We start from the raw sequence: 25,332 nt of genomic DNA on the forward strand, positions 1-25,332 counted from the left end.
ATGGTGACCAAAGCCGTAAAATCGAGTCTGGCGCTTCGAAACTGGGAAAAGCTGAGAAGAAACAAGCTGGCCATGATCGGCTTCTGCATCGTAGCGTTCATGATTTTATGCGCTGTATGCGCGCCGCTGCTCACCCCTTATTCTCCTACCGATATCGATCTCGGCAGCCGCATCAAGCCGCCGTCGCTGTCCCATCCGCTGGGCACCGATAAGCTTGGCCGCGACGTGCTGTCGCGCCTATTGTACGGCGCCCGGGTCTCGATACTGATCGGTCTCAGCGGCGCCCTCGGCGGTGCGGTAATCGGCACGATTATCGGCTGCATCAGCGGCTACTTCGGCGGCTGGTTCGACAAAGTGATGCTGCGCGTTTCCGAGATCTTTATGACGTTTCCCCAAATCATTCTGGTCCTGATCCTCGTCGTGTACTTCGGGCAAGGCCTAATGAATCTGATTTTCATTTTCTCGATATCCGGCTGGCCCGGAACGTACCGGCTCGTGCGCGGGAAATTCTTTTCGCTGCGCGAGGAAAACTATGTCGAGGCATGCCGGGCTTACGGCATCGGCGAGCTGTCGATCATGTTCCGGCACATACTGCCGAATACGTTCAGCCCCGTCATTGTAACCGTCACATTATCGACAGCGGGTTACATCTTGGCCGAATCCGGACTGAGCTTCCTCGGTCTAGGCGTTCCTTCCGGGATCCCGACCTGGGGCAATATTATCAATTCCGCCAAAGCTATCGACGTCATTTCCAATAACCCGTGGCTGTGGCTGCCGCCAGGCCTGGCCATCTCCCTGTTCGTGCTGGGCGTAAACTTCTTCGGCGACGGCCTGCGCGACGTCCTGGATCCGAATCAATAATTCGACGACGCAGCGAGGAGGTATCCCTTTGAACAGCGAGAGCGACCTTATCTTGAAGGTTGATAACCTGCAAACCCAATTCCATCTCAGCCGGCGCGTCGTCAAAGCCGTGAACGGCGTTTCGTTTCAAATGAAAAGAGGAAGAACGCTCGGCGTCGTAGGCGAAAGCGGCTGCGGCAAGAGCGTCACAGCCCATTCCATCGTTCAGCTGCTGCCCAAGATGGGGCGCATAGTGGACGGCAGTATTACGTACTATTCCTCCAACGGCGCGGTTGAGCTGAGCAAGCTGAAGCGCAACGGGAGCGAAATGCGGGCGATCAGGGGCAAGGAAATCGGCATGATTTTCCAGGATCCGATGGCCTCGCTCAATCCGGTGTTTACGATCGGCCACCAAATTGCGGAGAACATTACCCAGCATGAGAAAATATCGCGGGCTGCGGCAATGGAACGGGCGGTGGAAATGCTGACCATGCTCGGCATTCCGCAAGCCTCGACCCGTATCAAGGACTATCCCCATCAGTTCAGCGGGGGGATGAAGCAGCGGGCCATGATCGCACTGGCGATGGTCTGCAATCCTAAGCTCCTTATTGCCGACGAGCCGACGACCGCTCTCGACGTGACGATTCAGGCGCAGATTCTGGAGCTGATGAAGGAGATGCAGCACAAGTACGGCACCTCCATCATCCTCATTACGCATAACATGGGAATCGTCGCCGACATGGCCGACGATATCGCGGTCATGTATATGGGCCGAATCGTCGAGTTCGGTACCGTGCGTCAGGTGCTCGGCTCGCCTCGGCATCCGTATACGAGAGCGCTGCTGCAATCCGTACCGGTGCTCGGTATCGCCAAAGGCGAGCGGCTCAAAACGATCCGGGGAAGCACTCCCGATCCGTCGGATATGCCGGAGGGCTGCGAGTTTGCGCCACGGTGCGACTTCGCCACCAAGCAGTGCAAAACGGTTCCGGCCGATACCGATCTCGGGGGCGGACATCGCGTCAGATGCTGGAACTGCATGGGGGGCTTGACGACATGACAAAGGCTTCACCGGCTGTACAGCCGAACATGAACGACGTCATTCTCGACATTCGCCATCTGAAAAAATATTACCCGGTTTACAAAGGCGTGTTCAAAAAGGTCACGGGTCACGTGAAAGCCGTGGACGACGTCAGTTTGTACGTGAGGCGGGGCGAAACCCTCGGGCTTGTCGGGGAAAGCGGCTGCGGCAAAACGACGTTGGGCAAGTGCATTGTCCGCCTGCAATCGCCCACCTCGGGCGAAATGCGTTTCCGGTACGGCGAGGGCGGCATGCGCGACATCCTGTCCCTGAACGCGAAGGAAGGTTTCGACGTACGAAAAAAAATCCAGATCGTGTTTCAGGATCCTTATTCGTCGCTAAACCCCGTTAAAACGATCTATGAGGCGTTCGACGAACCGCTGCGCGTTCACCGCATGGGAAGCAGGGCCCAGCGTAAGGAGATCATCGCGCAGATGCTCGAGGTCGTCAACTTGCGCTCCGATTACATGTACCGGTATCCGCACGAATTTTCCGGAGGGCAGCGGCAGCGGATCAGCATCGCCCGGGCGCTCTGCATAAAGCCCGAGCTGATCGTTTGCGACGAGCCCGTGTCGGCGCTTGACGTATCGATTCAGGCGCAGGTTCTGAACCTGATGAAAGATTTGCAGCAGCAAATGAACTTGTCGTACGTATTCATCGCCCACGACCTCAGCGTCGTGGAATATATGAGCGACCGCATCGCCGTCATGTATCTCGGCCAAGTGGTCGAGCTGGCGACCTCGACGAGCTTGTACCGTACGCCCCGCCACCCGTATACCGAAGCGCTGCTGTCGGCCGTGCCGACGCCGGAGCTGGACGCAGTGCGGGAACGGATTGTACTAAAGGGCGACGTACCGAGTCCGATCAATCCGCCATCGGGCTGCCGGTTCCATCCGCGCTGCTCGAAGTGCCAAGAGATATGCCGGGTGGAGATGCCGCAGCTGCGCAAGGTTTCCGGCACCGAGGATCACTATGTGGCCTGCCATCTGGCCGATACCGAATCTGTGCCTCAGGAGGCGAGAATGGAGCTATGAGCGGCAAAGGGAAACAGGATCCGCTGAGCATCGGCAATCGGGTGGAATTGTTAGTCGACCACTATTTGATCGACCGCATGGAGAAAGCGTACCTGAAGCTGAATCCGCCCGAGCGGAAGGAGATCGTGCTGCGCATGGACCGGCCCTGGGAAGGGCCCGGAAGCGGCATCTATTCCGGCGTATTCAAGGACGGCGACATTTTCAAAATGTACTATCGGGCCACGTTCGACAATAGCTCCGACAAATCCGAAGGACAGTCGTGCTGCTATGCGGAAAGCCGGGACGGGATTCACTGGGAACGGCCGGAGCTCGGCTTTCACGAGTTTAACGGCTCGACCGCAAACAATATCGTCATGCTGGGGCATATTGCCCACAATTTCAGCCCTTTTATCGATAAGCGGCCCGGATGCCCCGCTGAAGAGCGGTATAAGGCCGTAGCCGGCTATGCGCCTGAAGGGCTATTCGCCTTCGTTTCCGAGGACGGGCTGCATTTCAAGCCGTTTCGGGAGGAGGCCATTATCAGGAAAGGCGCCTTCGACTCGCACAACCTCGCATTCTGGGATCCGAACCGGAACAGCTACGTCTGCTATTCGCGCTACTTCGCCTCCAACCAGGAACCGAATATCGAAGCTCCCGAGGACTCCGCCATATTCCTCGGCGTGCGGGCGATCCAGAGCAGCTTGTCGCCGGATTTCGCTCAATGGACCGAGCCGCAGCCAAACGTCTACGACCAAAACGTGCCCCTGGAGCATTTTTATACGAATGCGACGCTGCCCGTTCCGGGTGCCGAACACATCTATCTGTCATTCCCGATGCGGTTCATGCCGGAGCGGCATAAGATAACGGAGCACAGTAAGGTGGGAGTATCGGACAACGTCATGATGTCGAGCCGGGACGCGTCAAGTGGGACCGGCCGTTCGTCGAAGCGTGGATGAGGCCGGGCCTTGACCGCCGCAATTGGACGCAGCGCAATTTGATCCCTGCATGGGGCATCGTCGAGACGTCGCCGGAGGAATTTTCGATGTACGTGAACGAGCATTATTACTGGGATGATTCGTATATTCGCAGGGTAACGGTTCCCCGCCACCGCTTTGCGTCGGTGCACGGCGATTACAGCGGCGGGGTGTTCACGACGAAGTCGATCATGATGGAGGGGAACTCGCTGGTGCTCAACTATGCGACCTCGGCGGCCGGTTCGGTCCGCGTCGGCATTATCGACGAGACCGGATGGCCGGCCGCCGGCTTCGGCATCGAGGATTGCGACGGCATTTACGGCGACGAGCTGATCTGTACGGTGACATGGCGGGGCAAGTCCGATCTATCGAATTTTTTCGGCAAACCGGTACGTTTCAAGTTTGAGCTGAAGGACGCCGACATTTACGCGCTGCGGCTCGGCGGAGGCACCGAGTAGCCAATCGCTCGACAGCGGGAGGGAGGATGGGAGCGCCATGGGGAATTCCAGCAGCTGTGTGAAGTTTCTGTTTTTTGATAACCGTGCGTACGAGTATGTGCACGGCTTCAGGCGGGAAGCGGGCCAGGCTGAGAAATATGAAGCCAATCCGATCGTCCGGCCGGAGCTGGCGCATGAATTCAAGCGTGTCCATTATTACGGAACGGCGATTTACGACGAGGAAGAGAAGCTGTACAAGACGTGGTACTCTTCGCATTATTACGGTCCGGCGTTCGGCGAATCGGATTCGCGGGCTTACGCATATTTGAATTATGCGTTCTCGGAGGATGGGGTTCATTTCGTCAAACCCGAGCTGGACGTCGTGTCCCGTACGAATATTGTGCTTGACAACGACTGGAAAACGCACGGCCCGACGGTGATCAAGGACGTGGCGGATCCCGATCCCTCGAAGCGCTATAAGCTGGCCATGTCGCCCTATACCTACAAAAGCAAAATCGCCGTCTACGCCTCTCCGGACGGCATTCACTGGCGTCCGCTGTTCGACAAGCCGGTGTTGGAGGTGGAGAGCGACTGCCACACCGGGTTTTACCGCGACCCCGATTCCGGCATGTACCGGCTGTCGTTTCGCACCCGGTGCCCCGACCGCCGGGTATGGGTGGCGGAAAGTGCCGATCTTGAGCATTGGACGAAGCCGATCCTGGCTCTCGAGCCGGACCAGTCCGACCCGTGCCATACGCAATTTTACGGCATGCAAATGACCCCCTACGGCGTTTATACGGTGGGGCTTATTTCCATGTACGATACATACGGTTATACGGTTGATCCGAATTTCAACAAAATGGCCGGCACGATGGACATCCAGCTGGCGTATAGCCGCGACGGCTTCGGCTGGCACCGCTCGATGCAGGGGCAGAAGCTCGTTTCGCTCGGCGCCGAAGGGGAATGGGACTCCAAGTGCATTATGCCGTCGTCGACCGTCATCTACAGGCCGGACCGCATGGAGCTGTTTTATTCGGCGGTTCCGATCGACCATTCCGGCTTCCGTAACATTCCTTATGAGCAGGTGCCCGCGGAAAATATCGGCGTCGCCTACTTGCGCCCGGACGGCTTCGTCAGCCTGAAGGCGAACCGGGATTGGTGCGAGCTGATGACGCGGCCGTTCGCCGTTACCGACGGCAGGTTGTATGTCAATGCTTCAGCGACGGGCGGCTACGTAAAGGCCGAATTATGCGATACGGCGGGTAAGGCGATTGAGGGCTTCTCGTTCGACGACTGCGTCCCTTTCACGGCCGACAGTTCGGCGGCACACATTTCGTGGAACGGCCTCTCGGATTTCTCCAAAGTCGAGAACCGGATCATTCGGGTCAAGCTTCGGGCGCTTAACGCCCAAGTATATTCGTTCTTTTTCCCGCATGGGGAAGATGCGCGCGAATATTGGAGATTCAAAGAAATTTCTTGTCTGGATCCGCTGCGGTTCGATATCGGACCCGAGGCGAAATAGTGTCAATTGAAGAGGGCATTCGGGGCAACGCTAGATGGAGTCCGGGATGCCCTAGTACTATATGGGTGCCGAAAACGGGACGGGAACCCGCTGTTCAGCCCCAAAATAGAAGGAGATCGATATGCAGCGGAACGTTCGATTTGGGATCGTCGGATGCGGTTACTTCGATTCGGGGCTGGCGCATTTGCTGCACGGCATGGAGCATGCGGAGGTAACGGCCGTGTTCGGCGGCAGAGGCGCACAGCCGCTGGCCGAGCAGATTGGCTGCAGGCAGGCGGAATCGCTGGAGGCGTTGTTGCGCATGGACGGCATCGATGCGGTGATTGTCGCCGCACCAAGCTATGTCCACCGCGATTCGGTCGTGCTGGCAGCGCAGCACGGCAAGCACGTATTTTGCGAGAAGCCGGTGGCGCTGTCGCTGCGGGATTGCGAGGATATGCTGGCTGCCTGCCGGGAGGCGAACGTGCTGATGATGGCAGGGCATATTTATTATTTCTTGGACGGTTTGCGCAAGGTCCGGCAGTGGATTGCCGACGGCGCGATCGGCCGCCCGATCGTCGTCCACTCCGAGCGGACCGGATGGGAGCCGAGGCAAGCTGAGGTCAGCTGGAAAAAAAGAACGAGACGTCCGGAGGCCATCTGTTCCATCATATCCATGAGCTGGACCTGCTGCAAACGATCATGGGTCAGGCGCAGGCGGTCTGTACGGCCGGGGGAAATTTGGCGCACAACGGAGAAGGCTACGGCAACGAGGATGACGTTCTGCTCGTCACGCTGCAGTTTGGCGGAGGCGCGGTCGGCAGCATGCAATACGGGTCCGGCTTCCGCTGGGGAGAGCATTACGTCAAGATCAACGGCACGGAAGGCGCGGTTTTGATCGATTTCAAAACATCGAAGGTGCTGCTGAATATGGACGGCTGTGTAACGGAGCATTTCCTGCACGAGAGCGAGGAGGAGAACCGCGAGCGGGCTGCCTTCAACGCGGGCGGCAACGGCGGCGTCGCTTACGGCAAAGGAACCGCGAAGCTGCCGGGCTTTAACCTGACGATCATGAGGCGCGAATTGGAAGCGTTCCGTGATGCGGTGCTCGGCTTGCCCATTCCGGCCGAAATTCGGCCGTTGTTCGACGGCACGGCCGCGCGCTCTTCCGTAGCGACCGCCGAAGCGGCGCTAACCGCGTTGAAGGAACGGCGCTGGATACCGGTATCGTAAGAAATGGAGGGTGACAGGATGCATACGCAGCATCTGTTTCGGCTGGACGGTCAAGTTGCGGTCGTAACCGGCGGATCGGGACTGTACGGCAAGCTGATTTCGCGCGCGCTCGGCGAAATGGGAGCGACGGTGATCCTGGCGTCGCGCAGCGCCGAAAGCTGCGAACGGGCGGCCGAGGAGCTTAGGCGCGACGGTCTGCGGGCCGAAGGCCGGAGCCTCGACCTGGAAAGCGAGGAAAGCGTTCTTGGCTTTGCCGCACAGACGGCAGCGGACTATGGGCGTATCGACATGCTCGTTAACAACGCGGTGTCGCGCGTCGGGCTCGCCGATTTGGAACATACGAGCAAAGAGGGCTGGGAGGCGGCGCAGCGGGTCAACGGCACGGGGCTGATGCTCATCACGAAGGCGGTTGTGGCTCACATGAGAGAACGGCGGAGCGGCTCCATCATCAACATTTCGTCGATCCAAGGCGCAGTCGGACCGCACTTTCCGGTATACGGCGATACGGGCATGACGAGCGGCATCGAATATACGTTTTCCAAGTGGGGTATGGTCGGCTTCACCAAGTGGCTGGCCAATTATTACGCCAAGTACAATATCCGGGCCAACTGCATTAGCCCAGGCGGCTACAACCCCGGTCTTCTTGAGGATGAGAACAGAAAAGAGTTCGTCGAGAATTACAAGGCGCTGACGCCGATGGGACGGTTTGCGGACGAGGAAGACATAAAGGGGCCGGTCGTGTTTCTGGCTTCGCGCGCTTCGCAGTATGTCACCGGCCACAACTTGCTGGTCGACGGCGGCTGGACGAACTGGTGACACTTCGGGGCGTATGCGCCGGCCCGAGGAGCGGGCCGGTTCTCATACCGGGAGCCGGACGTTATGCAAAACAAAGGGGGAATGGATGTGCTTCAAGCTGCGGTCATTGGTCTGGGAAAAATCGGGCTCATGTTCGATGTACCGCCGAAAGGCAAGCCGTTGAGCCATGTGTCGGCCTATCATTTGAACCCGGAGATCGAGCTCGTGGCTGCCGTCGGCACCCGGCCGGAGCAGGAGAAACCCCTTTCGCTCACGGCGCCGGAAGCTGCGTTCTACACCGATGTCGAGGCTATGCTGCGCGCTCATCGGCCGGACATCATCAGTATTTGTACGCCGACGTCAGTGCGGTACGAGCTGATCGAGACAGTGCTGAAGAAATCCGGGGCACGGATTATTTTCCTTGAAAAGCCGGTAGCCGGAACGTTGGAAGAAGCGGAGCGAATAGCGGGATTGGCGGCCGGGCACAAGCATCAGTTCGTGGTCAATCTGTCCCGCAGATGGAGCGACGGAGCCGCCGAGGTCCGCGATGCGGTGCGGCAACTGCGCTACGGCCGGCTCCGAAAGGCGCATATCCGCTACACGCGGGGAATTTACAATTACGGCTCACATATGTTCGATCTGCTGCGCTTCATCGCCGGCTCGATCGATACGGTTCGGGTGCTGGAGCGGATCCCGACGAATATGGACGAACACGGCGATTTGTCATACACGTTCACGTTCGCTGCAGCTGCGGCCGAGGAGGCTGGCGGCGGCGGCTTCACCGGCTATGCCGAGGCGTTCGACGATCGTGAATATACGATGTTCGAGCTGGATTTGTTTTTCGAGCACGGCAAAATCGAAATACTACAGGGCGGAGACGAAATCCGCTATTTCGGAACAGAGGTGCATCCGCTCATGAACGGCATCCGGCGCCTTGTGCTGGAGCAGACGAATTACGGCATGTTGAACCGCTCGAGCACGATTCAAAACGCCGTAAGTCACCTGGCGGACGTGCTGCTCAGGGGCGCTAAGCCGATCTGTACGTTGGAGGATGGGCTTTATCCTTCGTATGTGGCAGAAGCGTTGAAGGATTCCTGCCGCAGCGGCGGGAACGCACAGAAGGTGCGGATCGGCGGCCGGCTATCGTAACGGTTGGAGCATGAAATAGGAAATGGAGGGTTCGATATGGAGCAGACCAAGCTTTGCTTTTTCGACGACTACTGGATAGATTTCAGAAAAGGTACGGTGCGCAGGTGGTTCGAGCCGACGTTCGCTTCTTCGTTCCGCGATCCGGATTTCATGGCCAATTCGTACTGCTCGGCGGCGTGGTGCCCGGAAGCGGGAAAGTACCGGCTATGGTACGAGGTATCCCCGGACTTGGCCGACGACGGAGTGCGGTATCTCGCGCTTGCGGAAAGCGATGACGGCATTCATTACACAATTGCGGAAACCAATAACCGGGAAGAGAAGCGCATGCGCCACATCGTGTTCGATGGCGTCAACGGTCTGCACGGCACGTCCGTCATCCGGGATTCATATGAGCAAGACCCGGCGAAGCTGTACAAATGTGTAACTATGACCCGCATGGGCGACCGCAAGCTCAAGCGGGCTTCAAACGAACCTGCCGGAAGCACGGATGCTTTCCCGGTCGTGCTGGCGTTTTCCCCGGACGGCATTCATTGGACGGAGCGCCGTGATTTGGTCGCCCATCCGTACACGAGCGACGCGTTTAACGGTCTCTTTTATAATCCGTTAAAGCAGCACTACAGCTTAATCTTGAGGGGCGGGTACGTGGATCGGCGCATCGCGATGCGCACCTCCAAAGATCTCCAAGCATGGTCGGATCCGTTTGTGATTATGCATCCGTCGCCGTCCTACAACAGCGATGCGACCGAGATGCAATTTTACAGTATGTGGGCCGGCTGGATGAACGGCACGTTCTTAGGGCTGCTGTGGCGGTTTTACACGAGTCTGACGGATATGGACTTCTCCAAAATGTGGGGCTACATGGAAACCGAGCTCGTATACAGCTATGACGGACTTTACTGGATGCAAACCTCGGGCAGGCCGGTGGCGGAACGTCCACTGCCCCCCCAATACGGCTGCGCGCAGCTGTCGTTAATGGGGATGCACGAAAACAGGACCGGCGATGAATATATTTTGTACGGAAGCGGCGCCAGATTCATACACGGCACTGCGGCAACGAACAGGCAGTTCACGGATAGGCTGAAAGGCGATTCTATGGCGACCGTCTTTTTCCGCATCCGGAAGGACGGCTTCTGCGGCATCGAGGGACTAGGCGTAGGCGCAAACGTCATCACCAAGCCGATGCAGTTCGTCCGGCCGGAGCTGAGCATGAACATCCGCGCCAATGTCGGGTATGTCCGATTCGGCTTGATGGAAAAGGACGGAACGTTCTTCGAGGGCTTCTCCTTCGACGACTGCATTCCGTTTGAGGGTGACAGTTGCGCCGTCGTGCCAATGTGGAAGGAGCATAAGCTGGAGGAGCTGCTGGGCGAGCAGGTACGGGTTGCGGTCGAGCTGAACGGAGCCATCCTGCACGCCATGAACGTATGCGCAAGGCCTTACATCCGCCAGCCGCAAGCCAGCTTCAGCGATCCGATGGCCGTTTCCGAATAAGCGAATAATCGGAGCCGACCCGATATATGGAACATCGCTGATTCATGCGCGCACGGGATTGATTGAGCATGGGGATGCGCTACACCTATATGCTCGACGAGCTGAACCCGGGAGGGAACCGTCATGGACAAAAACTGGACATTGAACGAGCGGGGCCGCCGCGCCGCACAGGAGCTCCTGCCGCAGCTGCCGGTCAAAATATTTGATATCCATGCCCATATTTACCGGACTCAGGATCTTAAAGCGGCAGGGGACAGCCTGTGGGCGGAAGGACCGAAGGAAGTACCGATTCGGGAATGGCGCGCCGGCTGGGAAGAGGTCGTGGGAGGGGAACGCTTGGCTGGGGGGCTGTTTTTTCCAGTCCCCATGCTTGCGGCGGATTTGCGGAGCCAGAACGATTATATCGTTAGCCAGCTGGAAAAGGAGCCGTCCAGCAGGGGGCTCATCATCGTCACCCCCGATGATAATCTGCAGCAGATAGCCGCTTACTTGGAGCACCCCCAAATTGCCGGTTTCAAAGTCTATCATATTTACAGCAACGAGAAGCCGACCTGGGGATCTTCAATTCGCGGCTTTTGCCCCGAGTGGGTATGGCAGGAGGCTGACCGACGAGGCATGGTCATCATGCTGCACATGGTAAAAGACCGGGCCATCGCGGATCCGGACAATGTGCGTGAGATTCGGGATATGTGTACGCAGTACCCGCACGCGAAACTCATATTGGCTCATGCCGCGCGCTGTTTTCATGCCCCCAATGCGAAAGGAATCTCCGCTTTGCGAGGGCTGGAAAATGTGTATTTTGACTCTTCGGCGGTATGCGAGCCTGAAGCCCTTAAAGTGATTCTGCAGCAATTCGGGCCGCGGAAATTGATGTGGGGCAGCGATTACCCCGTTTCCCAGATCAGGGGCAAGTCCGTTACTGTGGGCGACGGCTTCGTATGGCTGGAGCCGGGCTTCGGCAAGTGGGATCAAACCGCGCATCTGGGCCGCCCGATTCTTGCCGGCATCGAATCGTTGCGGGCGCTGCTAACTGCAGCAGCCGATGTGGGACTAAACGAACAGGACCTGGAACATATTTTTTATTGCAATGCGGCGAGGCTGCTGCGGCTGGAGCCTGAACCCCGGAATGCGACGCAGGAGCTGTATGCGCACGCCAAGAAACGCATTCCCGGCGGCGTCCAGCTCCTGAGCAAGCGTCCCGAGAATATGGCTCCCGGAAAATGGCCGGCCTATTTCAGGGAAGCGAGAGGCTGCGAGGTTTGGGATATGGACGGCGTTCGTTACTACGACATGTCGACGACGCGTCGGATCTTGCCTGCTTGGATATCGCGACCCCGATGTGACCCGGGCCGTCGTCCGCAGAGTGAATATGGGAAGCATGTGCTCTCTGAACCCGCCGGAGGAAGTCGAGTTGGCCGATATGCTGTGCGGGCTTCACCCCTGGGCCGATCAAGTCCGTTTCACTAGGGGCGGCGGAGATGCAAGCGGCGTAGCGTTGCGAATTGCCCGGGCGACAACGGACCGCTCCGTTGTGGCGATCTGCGGGTACCATGGCTGGCAGGACTGGTATCTTGCCGCGAATCTGGGGGAGAATGACGCCCTGCGCGGCCATCTGCTTGCCGGTTTAAATCCGCTTGGCGTCCCCCGCGAGCTGCGCGGCACGGCTGTAACCTTCAAATATAACCATCGGGATGAGCTAAGCGCGATTATCGATCAATTCGGCGACAAGCTCGCAGCCGTTATTATGGAACCTTGCCGCAACAAGGAGCCTGATCCGGGCTTCCTCCAGTTCGTTCGCGAGTCGACCCGGCGCTGCGGCGCGCTGCTCATTTTTGATGAAATTACGATTGGCTGGCGCTTGGCGTACGGGGGTGCACATTTGAAGCTCGGCATTACCCCGGACATTGCTGTCTTCGCCAAAGCTTTAGGCAACGGGCACCCGATCGGTGCGGTCATCGGTACGAAAGCAGCTATGCGGGGAGCTCACGAATCGTTCATCAGCAGCACTTATTGGACGGAGAGCGTAGGACCCGCTGCCGCGGTGGCGACGTTACAAAAGCTGGGCAGTACGGATGCACCTGCACATGTGGCGCGGATCGGCAGCATGATCATGGAAAGCTGGCGACGTCACGGCGAGTCGAGCCGGCTTCCCGTACATGTTGAAGAAGGTTTTCCGTGCCTGGCCCATTTCAGCTTCAAACATCCGGAATCCGAGAAGCTGCGCACGCTGTATACCCAATTGATGCTGGAGCGCGGCTTCCTGGCGGGAACATCCATTTATCCGACCTTGGCCCATGAGAGTGATACGGTCGCTCTGTACGATCGGGCAATTGAAGAGGTGTTCGAGGAAATCGCCATCGCTTTGGATTCCGGAAATTTGGACGGGGCCATGCGGGGAGCAGTCGCCATGAGCGGATTTCAACGTTTAATCTAATCTGATTGTTTATGGTGCGAAACTGGCCGATCTATTCGCATGGATAATCCGGGCGCTTATTATTTCGACTTATCCCGAGATTCTGATCGGAACTTTGTTCAGAGAGAACTGAAAGGGTTACTGGACAAGGCTCGGTCTCTTTCAAGTGATTCTTGGAACCTCCCCAATTCAATTGGTGGAGGCTTTTTGCCATGGAGTGCTGAATCGCAAGGTGTGGAATATGTAGGAAACGAGCTGTTAACAGATTCCAGTAAACCCTCATCCAAATCCGCATACAGAAGAACCGCACGAACTCAAAAAGGGTGCACGTGGTTCATTACATGATCCCCAACCTTAAAAAAACATTTACAAAGCATATTGTCAGAAAATTATATATAATATAGAATACATAATATAAAATATACAATCGACTGATTGAATTGAAAAGGTGATAAGAAATGTCCGAATCGATTAACAAACAATTCTTTATGGATAAACAAAATTTTAGCCATGATATCGTAGCGCTTATTAAACAGCAGATTTTGAACGGCGAGCTAAGTCCCGGCGACCGCATCGTGGAGACAAGGTTGGCTCGGGAACTTGGCATCAGCCAAACGCCGGTGCGGGAAGCGATACGCCATCTGTCCGGGGAAGGAATCATCACGATCGTTCCCAACAAAGGACCTATTGTCAAAGCCCTCGAGAAAAGGGACGTATTTGAAATCTATTCCTTGCGCGCCGTAATCGAAGGTCTGGCCATGAGGATGGCGACTCAGCTGGCGTCGGATCAAGACATTGCCGAGTTGGAAGCGTTTTATGACGAGATGAGGGCGAAGCTGCACGATGATACTGTAGATTCGCTGCTTGCAGACTCCCTCCATATTCATCAGACCATCATGAGATTATCGAATCATTCCAAGCTCATGAAAACGTACGAATCCATCTCTTTTCAAATTTCGATGGTCAACCGGATACTGGGCAAAGAATCGACCAAACAAAAAGAAGTCGATCAGCATCTGGAGTTAATCGAGGCGCTCGCTGCTAGGGACCCCGATCAAGCCGAGAAAACGATGAGACGGCATATTTACCGCTCCTATCGGGAATTTATCGATATGAAAGAAGAAGATCGTTGGGAGTACGGAGAACATTTATGGTTCGAGAAATAGGAGGGACGTAAATTGGCCGATTCCGTTCTTGAAATGCGCCACATCTCCAAGGCGTTTCACGGGGTTCATGCGCTGAAAGGCGTTCATTTTGAAGTGAGGCGGGGTGAAGTTCATGCATTGATGGGGGAGAACGGGGCGGGAAAATCGACCCTGATGAGAATATTGACGGGTCTCGTTCAACCGGATGAAGGGGACATCGTTTTTTACGGCCGGCCGCTTCCAATCGATTCGCCGCAAACCGCATTACGGCACGGTATCGCCATGATCCATCAAGAGCTTAATCCCATTCCGGAAATGACGATCGCTGAAAATATTTTTCTGGGCAGGGAGCCCGAATACGGAAAAACGGGATTCGTCAATAAACCGCTGCTCTTCCGCCAAACGGCGGAATTGCTCGATGAATTCCGGTTGAAGCTGGACCCTCGAACCAAAGTGAAGCAATTAAGCGTCGCCCAGAAGCAGATGCTGGAAATTGTAAAAGCGGTTTCTTATAACGCCAGGCTGCTGATCATGGATGAGCCAACGTCGGCCTTGTCCGAGGAAGAAGTACAGACGCTGTTCCATACGATTGAGAAGTTGAAGCAAAGAGGCGTCCCGATTGTTTACATCTCGCACCGGCTGGAGGAAATTTTCAAGATTGCGGATCGCGTGACGGTCCTAAGGGACGGCGAATACATAAGCACGACACGTATTGAAGCTTTGTCCAAAGACGAATTGATTACGATGATGGTGGGAAGACCTTTAAGCAATATATTTCCCAAAGAGGCGGCAAAAATCGGCAAGCCGATTCTGGAAGTGGAAAACTTGTCGCGGAGCAACGTATTCAGCGACATTCAATTCAACGTCCGCAGCGGGGAAATTTTGGGGATCGCCGGTCTCATGGGTGCCGGCAGAAGCGAAGTGATGAGAGCGATATTTGGGATCGACCGGTTTGATGCGGGAGAAATTCGAGTAGACGGTATCCCTGCTCACATTCGCAAGCCTGCGGATGCGATTCGGTTAGGAATAGCATTGGTAACGGAGGACCGGAAGGAGCTTGGATTGGTGCTCTGCCGGTCGGTCAAGGAAAATATGACGTTGGCGAGCTTGAATGCGCTTTCCAATGGACTGTTCATCAACCGGCTTAGCGAGATCGCTGCGTGCAGCAAAATGACCGGGGACATTACCGTCAAAATGAGCGGCCTTGACCAGACCGTTCAATCGTTAAGCGGCGGAAATCAACAAAAGGTCGTTCTCGCAAAATGGCTGATGCGGAAACCGAAGGTGCTCATTCTGGACGAACCGACGCGCGGCATCGACGTAGGCGCAAAGGCGGAGATCTATAGATTGATGTCCGATTTGGCTCGGGACGGAATGGCCATCATCATGATTTCCTCCGAGCTTCCGGAAATTATGGGGATGAGCGATAGGATCCTTGTTATGGGTGAAGGACGAATTAAAGGCGAGTTTATGAGAGGGCAGGTCACGCAAGAAGAAATTTTGGAGTGTGCCATCGGAGGTGCCGGCATTGTATAAACCATCGGTAGTTTCTGTTGTAAAACAAAGCGTGCATTCCATGAAAAGCAAACGCTCATCCTCGATTGTTCGAAAATACGGATTAGTTCTCGTTCTTCTTGCGGCTATTGTTTTTCTAAGTCTATTCTCTGATGCTTTCCTAACCTTGGATAATATCATGAATGTGCTTAGGCAAGTCTCCATTAACGGAATTCTGGCCGTTGGAATGACGCTCGTCATTCTTACCGCAGGAATCGACTTGTCGATCGGTTCCGTTATGGCGGTTGCGGCTGTCATCGCGGCAAGTATCGTTCACGTGAATCCGGGGTTAACCATCGTTGCAGTCATCGCCGGAATGATTGCCGGGGGACTGCTGTCCAGCGTTAGCGGCACGATGACGGCAAAGCTGAGCGTTGCCCCCTTCATTGCCACGCTCGCCATCATGACGGTCGCACGCGGCATCGCTTTAATTTACACGAACGGGAGGCCGATCGTTATCGAAGCGCCGTCGTTTTTGTTTTTAGGTCAAGGATCGATAGGGCCGGTACCTTTCCCCGTAATCGTATTTGCCGTTATTTGTGCCCTAGTGGCGATTCTTCTTAATAAGACCAAATTCGGCAGATATGTATACGCCATAGGCGGCAATGAAAATGCAACCAAGATATCCGGAATTAACGTGGCCAAAGTGAAGATTCTCGTCTATATAGTAAACGGCTTCTTGGCAGGCCTGGCAGGGGTGCTTCTGGCATCGAGAATCAGTTCCGGGCAGCCCAACAGCGGTCTAGGGTACGAGCTTGACGCCATTGCGGCGGTCGTCATCGGAGGCACCAGCTTATTTGGCGGGGTCGGTACGATTACAGGAACTATCGTTGGGGTATTGATAATCGGCGTCATTAATAACGGATTGAATTTGTTGGACGTGTCCTCCTATTACCAACAAATTGTGAAAGGATTAATCATTGCGGGAGCGGTCATTTTGGACCAGCGATCCAAAAGGTGACGGTTACGGTGTCAGGTTATAATCGGATCGTTTGCAGATCCGCTTATACATATCACTCTTGGAGGAAGGGGTTTTTCCGGTGAAACGTAGTAAATGCTTCAAGTCCCTACTGTTCGTCTCGCTGCTGCTTCTCGTCATGGCAAGCTTGATGGGATGTGCAAGCAAACCGGCAAGCGGAGGGGCGCAAGGCAGCGCTGCAGGCGGTTCCAACGGCAAGACGGACAATGGGGCGAGCGGTGCGGGAGATGCGAAGAAGCAGTACAAAATCGGAGTCGCTGCGCAAGGGTTATCCCACGAATTCATCAAAGCTTTGGCCGAGTCCATGCAAAGCAAGGCGAAGGAACTTCATGTGAATCTGCAAATCATGGACAGTGAAGACAAAATCGAAACCCAACTGAGCCAAGTCGACAGTCTTGTTTCGCAAAAAGTGGATGCACTCATATTGAACTCGGTCGACTTCGTCGGCTCTGGCCCCGCCGTCGACAAAGCCAAGAAAGCCGGTATCCCCGTAGTTGAAGTGATCACGTTTACCAAGAACGAGAATTACGACGTGTTTGTCGGAACGGATCCCAAGCAATCGGGGGTCATGATGGGAGACTATTTGGCTAAAGCGTTAAACGGTAAGGGCAAAGTGGCATTGCTGCAAGGCCAGATCGGCCATTCGGCGGAAATTACAAGGGGTGCGGGGCTGAAGGAATCGTTGTTCGATAAATATCCCGACGTTAAGCTTGTCACGCAGCAAACGGCGAACTGGAACCGGGACGAAGCGCTGCGAATTTCGGAAGACTGGCTGCAAAGATTTCCGGACATCAATGCCATTGCCGCGCAAAACGATGAAATGGCCATGGGAGCCTTGCAAGCCGTCAAAGCATCCGGACGAAAAGACATTATCGTGTGCGGAATCGACGGAATCCCCGACGCCTTGCAAGCCGTCAAGGACGGACGCCTTGGCTCGACCATTCTGGATAACGTAACCTCTGAAGGAAAACGAGCCGTCGAAGTCGCCGTAGGCCTGATCGAAGGCAAGAAGTTTAATAAAAAAAGAACTGGTAGACTACGTCCCGATTACGAAGGACAATGTCGACCAGTATCTAAAAAAATAAAACAAAAAATATCATCCCAACCCATTATATGATTTTCGCCATTTTTTTACAACAGGCATGCTTTCCGCGGTTGCTCCTCCAAACGGAACGGGAAGTATGCCTGGCATCATTCCCGAGATCGGGATGTCTGTGTGAGGAGGGCGATCATGACAGCTGGCTTGAATCTGAATCGTTATCCGCTTCTGCCTAGCGTAAAGCAGGTGGAATCGCTAGGCGGGGAATATCGAACGGACAAATCCGCGTTTCGTGTCAGGCTGCAGAAGGCCGTGAACGATATCGGCGATGTAGTCCGCTCGGAGCTGGAATCTATGGGATTTCGCAACGTAATTATGGACGATTCCACTGCTGATAAAACAGACTTGCAGCTCGATGCGCTTGAATCGTTGTCTGAAGCGGAGCAAAAGACCCTTGCATCGCTGCCGATACCGGATCAGGCCTATATGCTGACAGTTAATCCCGACGGAATTCGTATTGGCGCCTTGTCCAAGCAAGGGATTCTTTACGGATTAACCACTCTCGGCCAACTAATATCCAATGGGTCGGAAGGACGCATCCCGTGTCTTCGGATTATTGACGGGCCGGACATAGCAAAACGGACTATTTCTCCAACTCTTGCTTGGTATGCAGGCTTCGCCCGGGCCGGCTTTGGCATGCAGCTATGGGACGGTCCAAGGTGGATGCAATTCATGGATTGGTGTTTCCGCCACAAAATCAATGCTTTGAACGTGGTGATGTACGGGTTCTGGCCGTTCGATTTTCCCGAATATCCGGAGACCGAGCTGAAGGGGATCAAAGTTCGTACGTGGTCCAAAGAAATCAACGATTGGCTCGAGGTTTCGTTTACCCACCCGAACTTAAACAAGCCTTTCCTCAGCGACATGATTCGGTATGCGAACAAGCGGGGAATCGACGTATATGCATATATCGGGCTCAATTCCTACAGCGGGGGTTATCCGGTCGTCCATCCCGAGAGCCGCGCCGTTTTGTCCGAGCAATTAAAATCGCAAGGCCACGTAAACAGCTACGACTCGATGTGTCCTTCCCGGGAAGACGTCAGACGGTATTTGATCGCCAGCGTCAAGCGTATCGAGGAACTCGGGTTTAACGGACTCGTATTTGAAGAAAGCGAAGAGGTACAGTGGTTCTGCCAATGCGAGGAATGCCGCACCCGATACGGCCACCTTGCCCCGAACGATGCGAAGCATACCGTTTCCGTACAATTGCTGCAGGAATATGAGAAAGTGCTTCGCCCCGATACGCTGATCGGCATCAGGTGGCTGCGCGAACCGCCGATAGTGAAATCCGATACGTATTTGCGGCAATGGGCGGATCGGTTGCCTGCGCGCGTGAAGCTGTTCTGGGCCCCCGGGCTGGAAGATGACGACCGCGAGTTTTTGAAGTGGGTCGGCATTTTTGGCCGAGATCGCATCTATTCGCGTAACTGCGAAGGCAGCGGATTTGCCGCCAGCTTGGGACGAATTCCTTATTTAATTCCAGACACGTTCCCCGAAAGTTTGAAAAATTACACGTTCCAGCATCTGTGGAACGACATCTCCCAATTCCAGGGCGCGGTCAATCAACGCTGCGCCGGCATCAACGGCTACGGCTTCGAGTGGTACGGCCACGAGCATTATTTTATGGCCACCGCCCAATTCGGCTGGAATTGTTGGGAGCTCGGCCACTACGAATATTTGAAGCTGGCTTCCCGGCATCTGTTCGGCGAAGAGAACGGCGCGAGATATGAAACCATCGTTCGAACCATTCCGTGCATTCACGAAACGCAAATTGCGACCGGCTGCCGTCCTTTCCTTTTATGCCGGACAAATATGTGGGCAAAGAGGGCAGACGGTATCTGGAAATGATGGCGGATCAAATCGACGCCGTGCTTTGCGGCATCGAAGCCATTATGCAATCGCCGCGTTTGCCCGCTGCTGCGGTCGAATGCGCGCAAGCCACGCAGCTGATGGCCCGAAGGATGAAGGAAGTGATTTGGGCGGGCATTTACTATAACCGTTTTCTTGAAGCCCGGGAAGACGGGATAACCGATGCGGAGCTGCTCCGCCGCCTTGCGGAAAAGGCGATCTTCCACGCGGAGGAAGACTACCGGCTCATTAAGGAGAATTATTTCGACTCGGGCGATCACACTTGGACGGGCGTGGCGATTGGCGAGTACTACATACCGCAGGTAATCAACGAGTATAAGAACGTCTTTCATCCGGTCGTAGGAGCCGGCTTCGAACCCGATCCGGCAGTGAGCAGAATTGTAGGCGGCGAAAGCCTTCCTTGGGAATGGCTGCTCGAGTGGGGGCCTAGAATCGCCAAAGCCAAGCCGACGGCCGCCATTCGCAAATAAGTATTCGATAGCCCGGATCCACGGTTAAGGAGGAAGGGAATTGAAAAGCCGCGTGCTGCAAATATTGGAGGATTTGATCCGAATTGAGAGCGTGAATCCTCATTTCGACCAACAAGCTTCCGGCGAGGGAGAGATTGTGCGGTACATCGAGCGTTTTTGCCGCGAAGCGGGTTTATCGGCGGCAAGGCAGCCGGTGTTCCCCGGGAGGGACAATGTGCTCATCGAGTTGAAGACAGGACATCCCGACCGGGTGCTTCTGTTCGAGGCTCATATGGATACCGTCTCGCTCGGAAGCATGCCCGATCCGTTGGTGCCCGTCATGTCAGGCGACCGTTTATACGGCAGGGGCGCATGCGACACGAAAGCATCTTTGGCAGCGATGCTGTCCGCCTTCGAATATCTTGTCCATCAACAGGATTCCTTGTCGTGCGATCTGGTTCTTTGCGCTTCCGTCGACGAAGAGCACGCGTACCGGGGGCTGATGGCGTTCCTTGAATTTGACTTGCCGATTAGCGGGGCGGTTGTAGGCGAGCCGACGAATTTGGAACTTGTCGTCGCGCATAAGGGCTGCGTCCGCTTTGCCGTGGAAACGCATGGCAAGGCGGCTCACAGCTCCGTTCCGCATCAAGGGGACAACGCCATTAAGCAGATGTGCAAAGTGATCGATTATTTCAGCCGTATAGTGGAACCGAAATTGTCTGCCTCCGTTCATCCGTTATGCGGATCGCCTACGATTTCCGTTGGGATTATTCAAGGAGGAAGCCAGATCAATATCGTGCCCGAACGTTGCCGCATTGAAGTAGACCGGCGAATTATTCCCGGAGAGGACCCTGAACGGGTCATGGAGGAAATTGGAAACGAGCTGCAGACGAATCTGTCTCCACTGGGCGTATCGCTCCAAACTCGGGAGCTGCTGCTGGATTGGGCCTTGAATACGCCGATCGACTCGGAAATCGTACTCAGTGCGCAGCGTGCAGCCGAACAGCTTTCTCTAAATTGTGTTCCGTCCGGTGCGACTTACGGCAGCGATGCCAGCAAACTGCAAGCATTAAAAGGGATTCCGAGCATCGTGCTTGGGCCAGGCTCCATTCATCAGGCGCATTCCGTCGAGGAATGGGTTTCCATGAAGGAAGTCGAGTTGGCGGAAAAATTATATATCCGGCTAGCGCAACAGTTCGGCAAAAGATCATGATCGGTTGGGAGTCGTCCCGGAATGAGGCAAATAGGCGGGAGGATACGATGAAAATATCGGATCGAGTATATTTGGTGGGAAGCGGCAAATACGGAATGGAGCTAAGCCACTCCACGGACTGCAACGTATATTTGCTGGATGGCGGCGGCGAGTACGCCCTTATCGATGCCGGCGGCGGTGTCGAGCCGGAACGAATCGTTCAAAACATCGAAAGTCACGGCATTGCCATGAAAGATGTCGCCCACTTGCTTCTGACCCACGTTCATGGCGATCATGCGGCTGGAGCGCAATATTTTCATCATCGATATGGTTTGAATGTCGTCGTTTCGGCGGAAGCCGCTCCATGGCTCGAGCAAGGAGATATGAACAAGACCAGCTTAACACATGCGATCAGAGGCGGTGTATACCCGGCAGATTTTTCGTTTCAGGCATGTCCGGTATCCCGGCGGGTTCAGGAGCATGACCTTATCCGGATTGGACATATGGAACTAACGGTCTATGAGACGCCGGGTCATTCCCGCGGCCACGTTTCCTACTTGTGGGAGCAAGACGGTCGAAGAAGCTTGTTTTCAGGGGATGTCGTGTTCGCGGGCGGCAAAGTGGTGATCCAATATATATGGGATTGCAGCATCCCTGAATATGCCGACTCGATGGCTAAGCTTCATTCACTAGGACTACACCGCCTATACCCAGGTCACGGCCCTTTCCTTTTAGCCAATGCGGCGAAACATATCGAAACCGCGCATCGGTATTTCACCAGGTTGGAGGTACCGCCGAATTTTTAGATTTCAAACTTGATGAGCAGAGGAGTTCGGTCGCTTATGAATTCACTTTTGGCGAAACAATTGTTTGTCGGACTGGACCGATGCACCTGGCTTTACAGCGGGGCGGAAACCCCCCCTCTCCGCGGAAGTTTGGACGCGATGACCGATTACATGCATGCCCGCAGCTTGGGGCCTATCGGCAGGGAAAAAAATGCGGAAATCGAGCTCAGCTGCAGACGAAACGCAGCGGCATTGATGCATGGGAAAAGCGAAGACATCGCCTTTCTGTCCAATACGTCCGAAGTCATCTCCATGCTGGCTCAGGCCCTTGATTTGCGTAAAGGAGATAACGTCGTCGTTCATACCTTAGAGTTTCCATCCGGAATTTTGCCTTGGCTTGCGCTTAAGGAACGCGGGGTGGAAATCCGCGTAGTTGAGCATGAGCAGTGGCAGGTCAGTCCTGAGCATATTCTCAACGCGGTTGACGCTAGAACTAAACTGGTTATGACTAGTCACGTCAGCTATTTGTCGGGCGCCCGGCTTGACTATCGCGAGCTGTATCGCGAATTGCGAAACACCGACACGCTGCTTTTGCTTGATGTCACGCAGTCGCTGGGCGTCGTCCCCGTCCATATGTACGAATCGGATTTTACCGTCTGCAGCTCTTATAAGTGGCTGCTGTCTGTTCATGGGGCCGGTATTCTTGGCATTAATTCCGCGAGAACGGCTGACATCGTCCCGAAATATGTAGGGTGGCGCAGCGTTCGGGACATGTTTAGCCCCGATCGATTCGAATCGTTCTCCTTTCACGCCGATGCCAAAAAGTTCGAGCTGGGATACCCCAGTTATCCCACCATGTACGCTATGAATTATTCTACAAATCTGCTGCTGCAGACCGGCATCGACAATATCGAACGGCATGTACTCGCGCTTGGCGGCTATTTAATCAACGAATTAAAGACGCGCGGCTATAAAGTGATGACCTCGTCGGAACCGGATCGGAGAGCCGGCAACATTTGCATCCTGCATGACCGGGCGGAACAGATCGCGCAGTTCCTTTTATCGGAAAATGTGTACGTTTGGGGCGGCGACGGGCGCTTTCGGGCATCCATTCATGCGTTCAACGATATGGACGATATTCGTACTTTGCTCGGCCTGCTCTCCAGATTTGAGAAAGAATGCTGATCGTATGGGAGGGAATTAAGCCATGAAAGCGCTCATGTGGACGGCACCAGAAAGGATGGAATTTTGCGAAGTGGAGGAACCTGCCATTCTGGAGGGCGATGTGCTTCTGCGCGTAGAGGCCGTCGGAATATGCGGTTCGGAAATCGAAGGGTATTTGGGCCACAATAGCCTGCGTGTGCCGCCCCTTGTTATGGGACATGAGTTTTGCGGAATCGTCGAACGTGCAGGGCATCAAAGCCAGGCTAAACTAATCGGGCAAAAAGCGGTTGTCAATCCGCTGCTGTTTTGCGGCAAATGCCCGTCTTGCCGTAAAGGCTTAACCAACTTATGTGCGAGCAGGAGAATTATCGGCATCCACCTTCCCGGCGCGTTCGCCGAATACGTGGCTGTTCCAGCGAGCGCCGTCGTTCCGGTTCCGGAGCGGTTGAATTCCTTCCGGGCAGCTCTGGCGGAGCCTTTGGCTTGTTCGCTAAGGGCGGCCCGACGCGCCATGGAGCGCCATCCGTTTGCCAACGTCCTCGTGATCGGCGCCGGCGGGATCGGGCTGCTCTGCGCAATGGTCGCAAAACTGTTGGGAGCCTCGCTCGTCATGATGGCGGACACGAACGAGATGAGGCTGGAGTCCGCTTCGCGGTGCGGAGTTGACTATACGTTCAATCCGAAGAATACGGCATTGGCCGAGGCGGTAAGCTCGATTGCCGGTGAAAAAGGGGTGGACGTCGTTATCGATGCGGCGGGCTTTCAGTCGACTCGCGAAAGCGCCCTTAAGATCGTCAATCCGGGCGGAACGTTCATGAATATCGGCCTCGGCGTCGACGATACGAGCTTGCGGATCAATCACCTTATACGCAACGAGATCGAAATTCTCGGTTCTTTCTGTTATACGGCTCAAGACTTTTACGAGAGTGTGCAGCTATTGATCAGCGGAAAAATTCAGGAAGACGGTTGGACGGAGATCCGGTCGCTGCGAGATGGAGGAGCTGCGTTCTCCGACCTTGTCGCCGGGAAGGTCAATTCCGGAAAAATATTGCTGCAAACGACTTGAGCGGAGGCGCACACATGAACAAAGTAAAGGTAGGTATCCTCGGCCTAGGCAGCTGGGGGGAATGTCATCTTCAAGCTTATCAATCCTTGCCTCATGTGGAAGTGGCGGCGATTTGCGATATCAATGCGGAACGGGTGCGGACGATTGCGGCCCAGTATGGCATCGCTGACTATTACACCAACGAAGACGATCTTATCGGGCGTGCCGATATCGAACTAGTGAGTGTCGTCACCTTCGAAAAAGAGCACTTGAAATCGACTGTGAAGGCATTGGAAGGAGGCAAGCACGTTCTTGTCGAAAAGCCGGTCACGACCGACTTGCGGGAGGCGGTCGCGATGCGGGAAACGGCGGAACGCACCGGGAGATGGCTTATTCCCGGCCACCTGCTCCGCTTCGAGCCGAAGAGCATCGAGGTGTATGAAGCTATCCGCGACGGGCGAATCGGCCGTCCCGTATCCATGTATTTGAGGCGCTCCAGGCAGCAGTCGTTGTTTGCAACGTATCAAAGGACTCACACCGTATACGAATTGATGATTCACGATCTTGATTTGGCCATATGGTATGCCGGAAGCCGCGTGCGAAACGTGAGGGCGTACGGGAGATCGGTGTCCGGCGCGGACGTTCCGGAAATTTTGTGGGCCAATCTCGAATTTGCCAACGGGACGCTGGCCGTACTGCAAAGCAACTGGATGACTCCGGATGAAGCGGGCATCGAAATTCACGATGCCGCGGAAATTATCGGCGTTAACGGCATGGCCCGGTTCGAAACAGAGCCGGCCGGCGTGCAAATCTTGAATAGGCAAGGGCGAAGAACGACGGATCTATCGGTGCACAACCGGTTAGGCGGAAGAATAGCAGGCGCTTTGCGCGAACAATTGAACTTTATTACGCAATGTCTCATGCACAGACAAGAACCGGTCCATACTTCGTTCGCGGATGCCGTTCACGGCGTACAGGTGGCGGATGCCATCATCAAATCGGCGAAACTGAACCGGGACATCCGGATTGAAGATTTGGATGTATAAACACATATCGGTCGCCGCGGCAGTGAAGCGAATTTTTCAGAGGGCATGCAACTTCGGGCTCGGCGAAGAGGATGTGAGCGC

23 protein-coding genes and 1 pseudogene are annotated in these 25,332 nt (G+C 55.2%); all 24 read left to right on the top strand.

Annotation, left to right across the window (positions count from 1 at the left end):
* Complete coding sequence (locus SD70_RS13950; RefSeq protein WP_082053347.1) at positions 1 to 861, top strand: ABC transporter permease; 861 nt, start codon at positions 1 to 3, stop codon at positions 859 to 861.
* Positions 862 to 889: 28 nt separating this feature from the next.
* Positions 890 to 1,897, top strand: a complete 1,008-nt coding sequence (locus SD70_RS13955) for an ABC transporter ATP-binding protein (protein WP_041048146.1) — start codon at positions 890 to 892, stop codon at positions 1,895 to 1,897.
* Positions 1,898 to 1,926: 29 nt separating this feature from the next.
* A complete protein-coding gene (locus tag SD70_RS13960; protein ID WP_041048198.1) occupies positions 1,927 to 2,952 on the top strand; it encodes an ABC transporter ATP-binding protein in 1,026 nt (341 codons plus the stop codon).
* Positions 2,949 to 3,887 carry a hypothetical protein gene (locus SD70_RS13965; RefSeq protein ID WP_052487420.1) on the top strand — a complete coding sequence of 313 codons (939 nt, stop codon included), beginning with the start codon at positions 2,949 to 2,951 and terminating at the stop codon, positions 3,885 to 3,887. The genes SD70_RS13960 and SD70_RS13965 overlap by 4 nt, the downstream gene beginning before the upstream one ends.
* Positions 3,884 to 4,363, top strand: a complete 480-nt coding sequence (locus SD70_RS13970; protein ID WP_041048147.1) for a hypothetical protein — start codon at positions 3,884 to 3,886, stop codon at positions 4,361 to 4,363. The genes SD70_RS13965 and SD70_RS13970 overlap by 4 nt, the downstream gene beginning before the upstream one ends.
* A gap of 37 nt (positions 4,364 to 4,400) precedes the next feature.
* The gene (locus tag SD70_RS13975; RefSeq protein WP_041048148.1) at positions 4,401 to 5,864 is read left to right on the top strand and encodes a hypothetical protein; all 1,464 of its coding nucleotides are present in this window, start codon (positions 4,401 to 4,403) and stop codon (positions 5,862 to 5,864) included.
* A 121-nt stretch (positions 5,865 to 5,985) separates the two neighbouring features.
* Positions 5,986 to 6,336 (top strand): annotated as a pseudogene (locus SD70_RS38020) (Gfo/Idh/MocA family protein); the annotation flags it as partial.
* Between the two features lie 197 nt (positions 6,337 to 6,533).
* On the top strand, positions 6,534 to 7,076 hold the full coding sequence (locus SD70_RS38025; protein WP_231571213.1) for a Gfo/Idh/MocA family oxidoreductase: 543 nt from the start codon (positions 6,534 to 6,536) through the stop codon (positions 7,074 to 7,076).
* 18 nt (positions 7,077 to 7,094) lie between these two features.
* Entirely contained in the window at positions 7,095 to 7,892 is a 798-nt protein-coding gene (locus SD70_RS13985; protein WP_082053351.1) for an SDR family NAD(P)-dependent oxidoreductase, read from the top strand.
* Positions 7,893 to 7,955: 63 nt separating this feature from the next.
* Positions 7,956 to 9,020: a Gfo/Idh/MocA family protein gene (locus SD70_RS13990; RefSeq protein ID WP_041048150.1), complete on the top strand. Its 1,065-nt coding sequence runs from the start codon at positions 7,956 to 7,958 to the stop codon at positions 9,018 to 9,020.
* A gap of 36 nt (positions 9,021 to 9,056) precedes the next feature.
* Complete coding sequence (locus tag SD70_RS13995; RefSeq protein WP_041048151.1) at positions 9,057 to 10,511, top strand: hypothetical protein; 1,455 nt, start codon at positions 9,057 to 9,059, stop codon at positions 10,509 to 10,511.
* 123 nt (positions 10,512 to 10,634) lie between these two features.
* Entirely contained in the window at positions 10,635 to 11,978 is a 1,344-nt protein-coding gene (locus SD70_RS36020; protein WP_197081040.1) for an amidohydrolase family protein, read from the top strand.
* On the top strand, positions 11,875 to 12,945 hold the full coding sequence (locus tag SD70_RS36025; protein ID WP_231571211.1) for an aminotransferase class III-fold pyridoxal phosphate-dependent enzyme: 1,071 nt from the start codon (positions 11,875 to 11,877) through the stop codon (positions 12,943 to 12,945). Before SD70_RS36020 ends, SD70_RS36025 begins: the two co-directional genes overlap by 104 nt.
* A gap of 437 nt (positions 12,946 to 13,382) precedes the next feature.
* Complete coding sequence (locus SD70_RS14005) at positions 13,383 to 14,090, top strand: GntR family transcriptional regulator (RefSeq protein WP_041048152.1); 708 nt, start codon at positions 13,383 to 13,385, stop codon at positions 14,088 to 14,090.
* 12 nt (positions 14,091 to 14,102) lie between these two features.
* Positions 14,103 to 15,605 (top strand): sugar ABC transporter ATP-binding protein, encoded by a 1,503-nt coding sequence (locus SD70_RS14010; RefSeq protein ID WP_082053352.1) that lies wholly within the window; start codon positions 14,103 to 14,105, stop codon positions 15,603 to 15,605.
* The gene (locus SD70_RS14015) at positions 15,598 to 16,584 is read left to right on the top strand and encodes an ABC transporter permease (RefSeq protein WP_041048153.1); all 987 of its coding nucleotides are present in this window, start codon (positions 15,598 to 15,600) and stop codon (positions 16,582 to 16,584) included. Before SD70_RS14010 ends, SD70_RS14015 begins: the two co-directional genes overlap by 8 nt.
* Positions 16,585 to 16,663: 79 nt before the next feature.
* Positions 16,664 to 17,719: a substrate-binding domain-containing protein gene (locus SD70_RS14020; RefSeq protein ID WP_041048154.1), complete on the top strand. Its 1,056-nt coding sequence runs from the start codon at positions 16,664 to 16,666 to the stop codon at positions 17,717 to 17,719.
* Positions 17,720 to 17,833: 114 nt separating this feature from the next.
* On the top strand, positions 17,834 to 19,549 hold the full coding sequence (locus SD70_RS14025) for a glycoside hydrolase family 20 zincin-like fold domain-containing protein (protein WP_041048155.1): 1,716 nt from the start codon (positions 17,834 to 17,836) through the stop codon (positions 19,547 to 19,549).
* On the top strand, positions 19,546 to 20,040 hold the full coding sequence (locus tag SD70_RS14030; protein WP_041048156.1) for a hypothetical protein: 495 nt from the start codon (positions 19,546 to 19,548) through the stop codon (positions 20,038 to 20,040). Before SD70_RS14025 ends, SD70_RS14030 begins: the two co-directional genes overlap by 4 nt.
* Positions 20,041 to 20,080: 40 nt before the next feature.
* On the top strand, positions 20,081 to 21,232 hold the full coding sequence (locus SD70_RS14035; RefSeq protein WP_041048157.1) for a M20 family metallopeptidase: 1,152 nt from the start codon (positions 20,081 to 20,083) through the stop codon (positions 21,230 to 21,232).
* Between the two features lie 47 nt (positions 21,233 to 21,279).
* Positions 21,280 to 22,017: an MBL fold metallo-hydrolase gene (locus SD70_RS14040; protein WP_041048158.1), complete on the top strand. Its 738-nt coding sequence runs from the start codon at positions 21,280 to 21,282 to the stop codon at positions 22,015 to 22,017.
* Between the two features lie 36 nt (positions 22,018 to 22,053).
* A complete protein-coding gene (locus tag SD70_RS14045; RefSeq protein WP_041048159.1) occupies positions 22,054 to 23,181 on the top strand; it encodes an aminotransferase class V-fold PLP-dependent enzyme in 1,128 nt (375 codons plus the stop codon).
* Between the two features lie 22 nt (positions 23,182 to 23,203).
* The gene (locus SD70_RS14050; protein ID WP_041048160.1) at positions 23,204 to 24,226 is read left to right on the top strand and encodes a zinc-dependent alcohol dehydrogenase; all 1,023 of its coding nucleotides are present in this window, start codon (positions 23,204 to 23,206) and stop codon (positions 24,224 to 24,226) included.
* A 14-nt stretch (positions 24,227 to 24,240) separates the two neighbouring features.
* On the top strand, positions 24,241 to 25,251 hold the full coding sequence (locus SD70_RS14055; RefSeq protein WP_041048162.1) for a Gfo/Idh/MocA family protein: 1,011 nt from the start codon (positions 24,241 to 24,243) through the stop codon (positions 25,249 to 25,251).
* Positions 25,252 to 25,332 lie beyond the last annotated feature (81 nt).

It is taken from the genome of Gordoniibacillus kamchatkensis (assembly GCF_000829455.1).
GTDB lineage: Bacteria > Bacillota > Bacilli > Paenibacillales > NBRC-103111 > Gordoniibacillus > Gordoniibacillus kamchatkensis.